Here is a 5,481-nt window from a genome sequence, read left to right as displayed (position 1 = left end):
GCCGATGGTGAAGCTGCATGTGCCGCGCTGGGCGTGGGTTTTGACGGGTTCCGGGCATTTTTTTACGGAGAGCTTCGCACTTGTTCGCCAGCTCGAACATTGCGATGTCTTCGTGTCTAAGGCCGCCAACGAAGTCCTGCGCATGTACAAGCTTAAACTTGATTTCCCGGAGACGACGCGCGTGCTGCACGACAAGACCGCAAGCGCGATCCCGGTCGGCGAATTCTACCACGGTGTCTATCACACGGTCGTGGTGGCGCCGGCCACTTCCAACACGGTCGCCAAATGCGTGCATGGCATTTCCGACACGCTCGCCACCAATGTCTTTGCTCAAGCGGGAAAGTGCCGTGTGCCAGCCATCGTCTTTGCTTGCGACACCGCGCCGGAACTCGAAACCCAGGCACCGCACGGGCTGGTCAAGGTCTATCCGCGCAGGATCGACCTGGAAAATACCAAACAGTTGAAGAGTTTCGAGCGGACCCTGGTGGTCGAGTCGCTCGCTGATCTCGAAGCCTCGCTCACACGGCGCCAGGCCGAACTCGCAAGCGATGGCTGAGCGGCTGGTTTTTCTTACCGGCCATCTGGCCAAGGCGCGGCTGGAACGGCTGCTGACCGGGCTGGGCAGAACCGAATTCGCGTGGGAAATCGTCGACGTCGGCGTCAAGGTCGCCGCGCTGATGAGCGAGGACATCGTGAAGCGTCGGCTCACTCTGACAGGAGACGTCGACCGCGTCATCCTGCCCGGACGCTATCGGGGAAACATCGAACACCTGTCGGAGCATTTCGGCGTGCCCTTTGTGCGCGGCCCCGACGAGATCGCCGACCTTCCGGCCTTCCTTGGCCGGGTGGGCAAACCGCCGGATCTGACGCGTCACGATATGCGCATCTTCGCCGAGATCGTCGATGCGCCGATGCTGTCGGTCGAGGCCCTGATGGCGAGGGCCTCGATGCTGGCTGCGACCGGCGCGGATGTCATCGATCTGGGCTGCCTGCCGGAGACGCCGTTTCCGTTGCTGGCTGAGGCAGTGCGGGCACTCAAGGCACAGGGGTTTGTGGTCAGCGTCGATTCGGCCAGCGCAGACGAACTGTCGATCGGTGCGCACGCCGGCGCGGACTATCTTCTCAGCCTCGATGAGAACACGCTGCCGTTGATCTTCGACCATCGGGCTACGGCAGTGTTGATACCCTCCATCCCCGGCGATCTGGATTCGCTCGGCCGGGCGATTACCGCGGCACAAAAGGCCGGCGTCGCCTTCATTGCCGATCCCGTGCTCGACCCGATCCATTTCGGCTTCGCCGTTTCACTCGGGCGCTTCATCGAGGCGCGGCGCCGTTGGCCGGACGTCGAATTGCTGATGGGCACCGGCAATCTCACCGAATTGACCGACGCCGACAGTTCCGGCGTTACAGCCGTGCTAGCGGGGCTCTGCTCGGAACTCCGGATCCGGAACGTGCTGGCGGTGCATGTCAGCCCACACACGGTGCGCACGATCGAGGAGCACGATATCGCCCGCCGCGTCATGTTGGCTGCTTGCACGGACGGCGCGTTGCCGCGCGGCTATCACCCAGGCCTGTTGCAGGTCCACGATCGCAAGCCTTTCACAGCCTCAACCGACGATATCGAGGCATTGGCGGCCCAGGTGCGCGATGCCAACTTCCGGATCGCGGTAGCGGAGGACGGCATCCATGTTTTCAATAGCAAAGGGCATGCGGTTGCCACGGATGCGTTCGAACTTTTTGCCGGGCTGGACGTCAACGCCGATGGCGCACACGCTTTTTACCTCGGCGCGGAACTGATGAAGGCGGAGATCGCGTGGCGCCTCGGCAAGCGTTATGTGCAGGACGAGCCGCTCGCATGGGGCGTTGCCGCGCCGGCACCCGAAACCGACCGTACCCGTCTTGCCGAGCCGGGCAAGACGCTCCGCGCAAGGAAAGAGCACTAGGACCATGCCCTATATTCGCGAATCGATCATCACGACGGTCAACAAGGCAGGCAACGTCCACATCGCGCCGATCGGCATCATTGCCGAGAATGACGGTTGGGTTATCGCGCCGTTCCGGCCGTCGGTCACGCTCGACAATCTCGCCGAAGTGCCGTTTGCCATCGCCAATTATACTGACGACGTGCGTGTCTTTGCCGGCTGCCTGACAGGCCGCAAGCATTGGCCAACCGTTCCGGTTGACGGGTTCCCGGTGCCGAGGCTCGAGGCGGCGCTGGCGTATTCGGGCCTCGAAGTCCAGGCGGTCGATGACAATGGTGTGCGCCCCCGCCATTTCTGCCGCGTGGTGCGGGAGGAAACGCTCGCGCCGTTCACCGGCCTCAACCGAGCCAAGGCGGCGGTGCTTGAGCTGGCCATCCTGGTCAGCCGGCTCGGCATGCTGCCGCGCAACAAGATCGAGGCGGAAATCGCCTACCTTTCGATCGCCATCGAAAAGACGGCAGGCGACGGTGAAAAGGAAGCCTGGGGCTGGCTGATGCAGCGTGTCAGCGATCACTTGACCGCCAAAGGTTCGGATAGCGAGGACCCGCGAGCATAGGCGCGAGCGCCGCAACCTGCTTACGAAGGATATCCCGCCAAAAGCGCCACTGCGGACGCGGGTGCCGCGCTGCTCGCTTGCCCGCGAACAGTGTCATCGGCGGGGATGATGTCGGCGAAATCGATATAACTGCGTTCCATGCGTTCGGCCAGCCGCCTGATCTGCCAGCGACCGCTTCCGGCGCCGACGATCGGGATATCCCGAGACAGGGTTCCGGCAACCAGCGCCGCTGCATCGTGCACTTTGCGCAGTTGCTGCTCGCTGAACCAGCGCGCGACGTCACCCCATTCCGGCGGGGTGAGGTCGGTGGCGTCGCGCCCCACCATGCGCGCCAGCCGCGCGATCGAGCCGTCCACAGTCTTTTCCTTGCCGTCGGCGGGAGGGTGCCTGTCGTCGTCCTCGTCGAGCACGCCCAGGATGCGGTGAGCGTCGGCGATCGAGGCGAAATATTCGTTCATCAGCGGCGTTAGCCTGCCACGGACGGGAGCCGACGAGGCTACGCCGAACAGGAATGTCCTGGTAAAGCCGGTATAGACCAATTCGCCGGTTAGAAGCCGTCCGGCATCGGTGTAGCCGTCATTGGCCACGGCGCCGTTCTTGATGGCGATAATATCGGTGGTGGTGGAGCCCATGTCGACGAACAGGGCATCGCCGGCGAGTTTTGCCACCAACAAGGCTGTCGCGTGCCAATTGGCGGAAGCCACATCGGCGGTCAGCTGCGCTGCCCGTTCGACTCCGACGAAACCGGATGGTCCGGCATAGACCAGCTTTTTGTCTGCGGGGAAATGGGTGGAAATCTGACCCAGCAGAGCCGCCACGCCGGCATCGCGGGACGGAAAGATGTCCGACAGTTCGCCCGTCATGGTGAATGCGTTGAGATCCGCACCCGCGTAGATCGGAGCCGTTTCGTCGAGGGCTGAAGCCAGCTTGTCCAGCCCTTGCCAGAGCGGCGTTGCGATCGTTACCGCCTCGACGATGCGACCGTCTTGTGCGCGGGTCACCTTCAGATGCGCGCCGCCAATGTCGAAACCGGCAATGATGCCCTTTCTTTTTTCCACGCTTCAAGCTTTCATGACGGGGGCAATTGGTCGGTGAAAAAGCGTTGCGTATCATTCCGGTTCTCGACCTGAAAGACGGCGTGGTGGTTCGCGCCCAGCAGGGAAAACGCGATCGCTACAGGCCGATCGTTACGCCGCTCAGCCGAAGCCCTGATGTGGTCGCGGTCGCTGAAGGACTGCGTGGGCTTTATCCTTTTTCCACCTTCTACATCGCAGATCTGGACGCTATCGAAGGCGGAGCGCCAAACAGCGACGCACTCGCCCGGCTGAGGACGATGGCGGAGCCGCCGAAACTTTGGGTCGATGCCGGCGTGGCCGACGAAAAGACACTTTTGGCGGCGCTTGCCGAACGCTCGCTGTCTCCTGTTCTGGGCTCTGAATCGCAGCGAGACGACATGTTGCTGCGGCGTTTTCGCGATCATCCCGATCTCATCCTGTCCCTTGATTTCGTCGGCGATAGTTTTTGCGGGCCGCGTTCTCTTCTCGATGAGCCCGAGCTTTGGCCGCAAAAGGTGATTGTCATGACGCTGGCCAAGGTCGGTGCGGCCGCCGGTCCCGACTTCGGGCGGTTGCAGGAGGTCAAGGCCAAGGCCGGAAATCGCGCTGTCATTGCGGCCGGCGGTGTCCGCGACGAGAACGACATCAGGGCCTTGTCCGCCATGGGCGTCGCCGCGGCACTGGTCGCAACCTCATTGCACAACGCTACGCTCACGCCCGGCCGCCTCGCGTCACTCGGCGCCTGATCATCGTTGCTCGTCAGCTCCCGAAGGGCGTGCGCCCTTCGGGAGCTGACGTTTCAAAAGCCCAGAACCTTTTTCAGCCGGCGCAACAGACCATCCGTCTCAGAAGAGGGTTTTTCCTGTGCGGGGCTGTCTCTTGTCTAGGCTGCGAACGGATGCTTGACCTTGTCGCGCTGGGCCGTTGCTTCGGCGGCGGTCGGGGTTCCTGCAACGGCGCGCTGGATGGCTTCCTTTGTCGCCTCGTAATTGTATTTCTGGATCTTGGCGTCGTCCGCCGCGTCCCAATGGATGAATACCCCGACGCAGATGAACACGTCGTCTGCTTCGTTGGCCGGAATGGTCCCGTCCGCAACGCTGTCCTGCACGGCCTTTGCCACGGCGTGCTGCGCCGGGCCGAACATCTGGACCGCCTGTTTGGCACCCTTGATCGTGACCTTGTTGAACATCACGGTGTTGGGTTTGCATTGAAGATTGGGCGCGATCACCGCCAAAAGCGAAGTAAAGCCGTCCTTGTTGTTGGTAAGCGCGTTGCAAAATGCCGTTTCGACCGCGCTCCCCCGCGGGCCGATGAGCAGGTCGACATGCGCGACTTCGTTGCCGTCTCCCACCAGCGATTCACCGACCATAACCTTTGATATTTTTGCCATGCCAATTTCCTCCAAGACACAATTATGATGTCCACGGACGCTGCAACCGAGCAGGCGCTCGATGGACAGCTATCCTTGTTGGCAGCGTCCGGATTTGCCCGGACCGGTTGGCTAGATAGCCGCGGAAGCACAGCTTCCGCTTTTGGAAGTCAAGCACCAACGCCGCGATTATGCAAGGTGAGGGCGAGGGTGTGGACTAAAAGAGTAGCCACGGTGAGGTCGGCCGAGGTGCCGGGGTTGATGTTGTCGGCCTTCAGCCGGCGGTCGAACTCCATGAGCAGACGAATGCGCGACGGTTCGTCGCCCTCGGCATGGAGCGCCGCCTGAACGGCAACGGCTTCCTGCCGCGCCTGATTTGCGACGTGAACGCCGTGCTTGCGCATCACATGGCTGTCGGGGAAGTCGGCGAGAAACGCCATGTAGACGAACACCGTCGGCCACATGCCGTCTTCTTCACGTGCCAACGCTCCATCCAGCGCGGCGAGCCCGACCCCGAAC

Annotated in this window: 7 protein-coding genes; 4 read left to right on the top strand and 3 right to left on the bottom strand. The window is 62.4% G+C overall.

Going from position 1 to position 5,481, the window contains the following annotated elements:
- The first annotated feature begins 4 nt into the window (after positions 1–4).
- From EN991_RS21595 to EN991_RS21585, 3 genes are read left to right on the top strand one after another with little or no spacing between them, the layout of a single operon-like run.
- Positions 5–556, top strand: a complete 552-nt coding sequence (locus tag EN991_RS21595; protein ID WP_013532041.1) for a flavoprotein — start codon at positions 5–7, stop codon at positions 554–556.
- Positions 549–1,943 carry a DUF6513 domain-containing protein gene (locus tag EN991_RS21590; protein ID WP_127369511.1) on the top strand — a complete coding sequence of 465 codons (1,395 nt, stop codon included), beginning with the start codon at positions 549–551 and terminating at the stop codon, positions 1,941–1,943. The genes EN991_RS21595 and EN991_RS21590 overlap by 8 nt, the downstream gene beginning before the upstream one ends.
- A gap of 4 nt (positions 1,944–1,947) precedes the next feature.
- Complete coding sequence (locus tag EN991_RS21585) at positions 1,948–2,538, top strand: DUF447 domain-containing protein (RefSeq protein ID WP_024504386.1); 591 nt, start codon at positions 1,948–1,950, stop codon at positions 2,536–2,538.
- A 20-nt stretch (positions 2,539–2,558) separates the two neighbouring features.
- Here the strand turns inward: EN991_RS21585 and EN991_RS21580 are convergent, their stop codons facing one another.
- Entirely contained in the window at positions 2,559–3,596 is a 1,038-nt protein-coding gene (locus EN991_RS21580; protein WP_127369510.1) for a hydantoinase/oxoprolinase family protein, read from the bottom strand.
- Between the two features lie 44 nt (positions 3,597–3,640).
- Between EN991_RS21580 and EN991_RS21575 the strand changes: the two genes are divergently transcribed.
- Positions 3,641–4,339, top strand: a complete 699-nt coding sequence (locus tag EN991_RS21575) for a HisA/HisF-related TIM barrel protein (protein WP_063173658.1) — start codon at positions 3,641–3,643, stop codon at positions 4,337–4,339.
- Positions 4,340–4,476: 137 nt separating this feature from the next.
- Here the strand turns inward: EN991_RS21575 and fae are convergent, their stop codons facing one another.
- Together fae and EN991_RS21565 are read right to left on the bottom strand one after the other, a co-directional pair.
- The gene (gene fae / locus EN991_RS21570; RefSeq protein ID WP_013532036.1) at positions 4,477–4,983 is read right to left on the bottom strand and encodes a formaldehyde-activating enzyme; all 507 of its coding nucleotides are present in this window, start codon (positions 4,981–4,983) and stop codon (positions 4,477–4,479) included.
- A 149-nt stretch (positions 4,984–5,132) separates the two neighbouring features.
- Positions 5,133–5,481 (bottom strand): triphosphoribosyl-dephospho-CoA synthase (locus EN991_RS21565; RefSeq protein WP_206519227.1); only part of this gene is annotated, 349 nt, incomplete at its 5' end.

It is taken from the genome of Mesorhizobium sp. M7A.F.Ca.US.005.03.2.1 (assembly GCF_003997795.1).
Taxonomy (GTDB): Bacteria; Pseudomonadota; Alphaproteobacteria; order Rhizobiales; family Rhizobiaceae; genus Mesorhizobium; species Mesorhizobium ciceri.
Note: the sequence above shows the minus strand (reverse complement) of the source record. Positions and strands in the feature narration are given on the sequence as shown.

Bases quoted from the DNA above. Each gene is read 5' to 3' on its own strand.
- fae (WP_013532036.1), bottom strand. From the start codon at position 4,983: ATGGCAAAAATATCAAAGGTTATGGTCGGTGAATCGCTGGTGGGAGAC.
- EN991_RS21595 (WP_013532041.1), top strand. From the start codon at position 5: ATGGTGAAGCTGCATGTGCCGCGCTGGGCGTGGGTTTTGACGGGTTCC.
- EN991_RS21585 (WP_024504386.1), top strand. From the start codon at position 1,948: ATGCCCTATATTCGCGAATCGATCATCACGACGGTCAACAAGGCAGGC.
- EN991_RS21590 (WP_127369511.1), top strand. From the start codon at position 549: ATGGCTGAGCGGCTGGTTTTTCTTACCGGCCATCTGGCCAAGGCGCGG.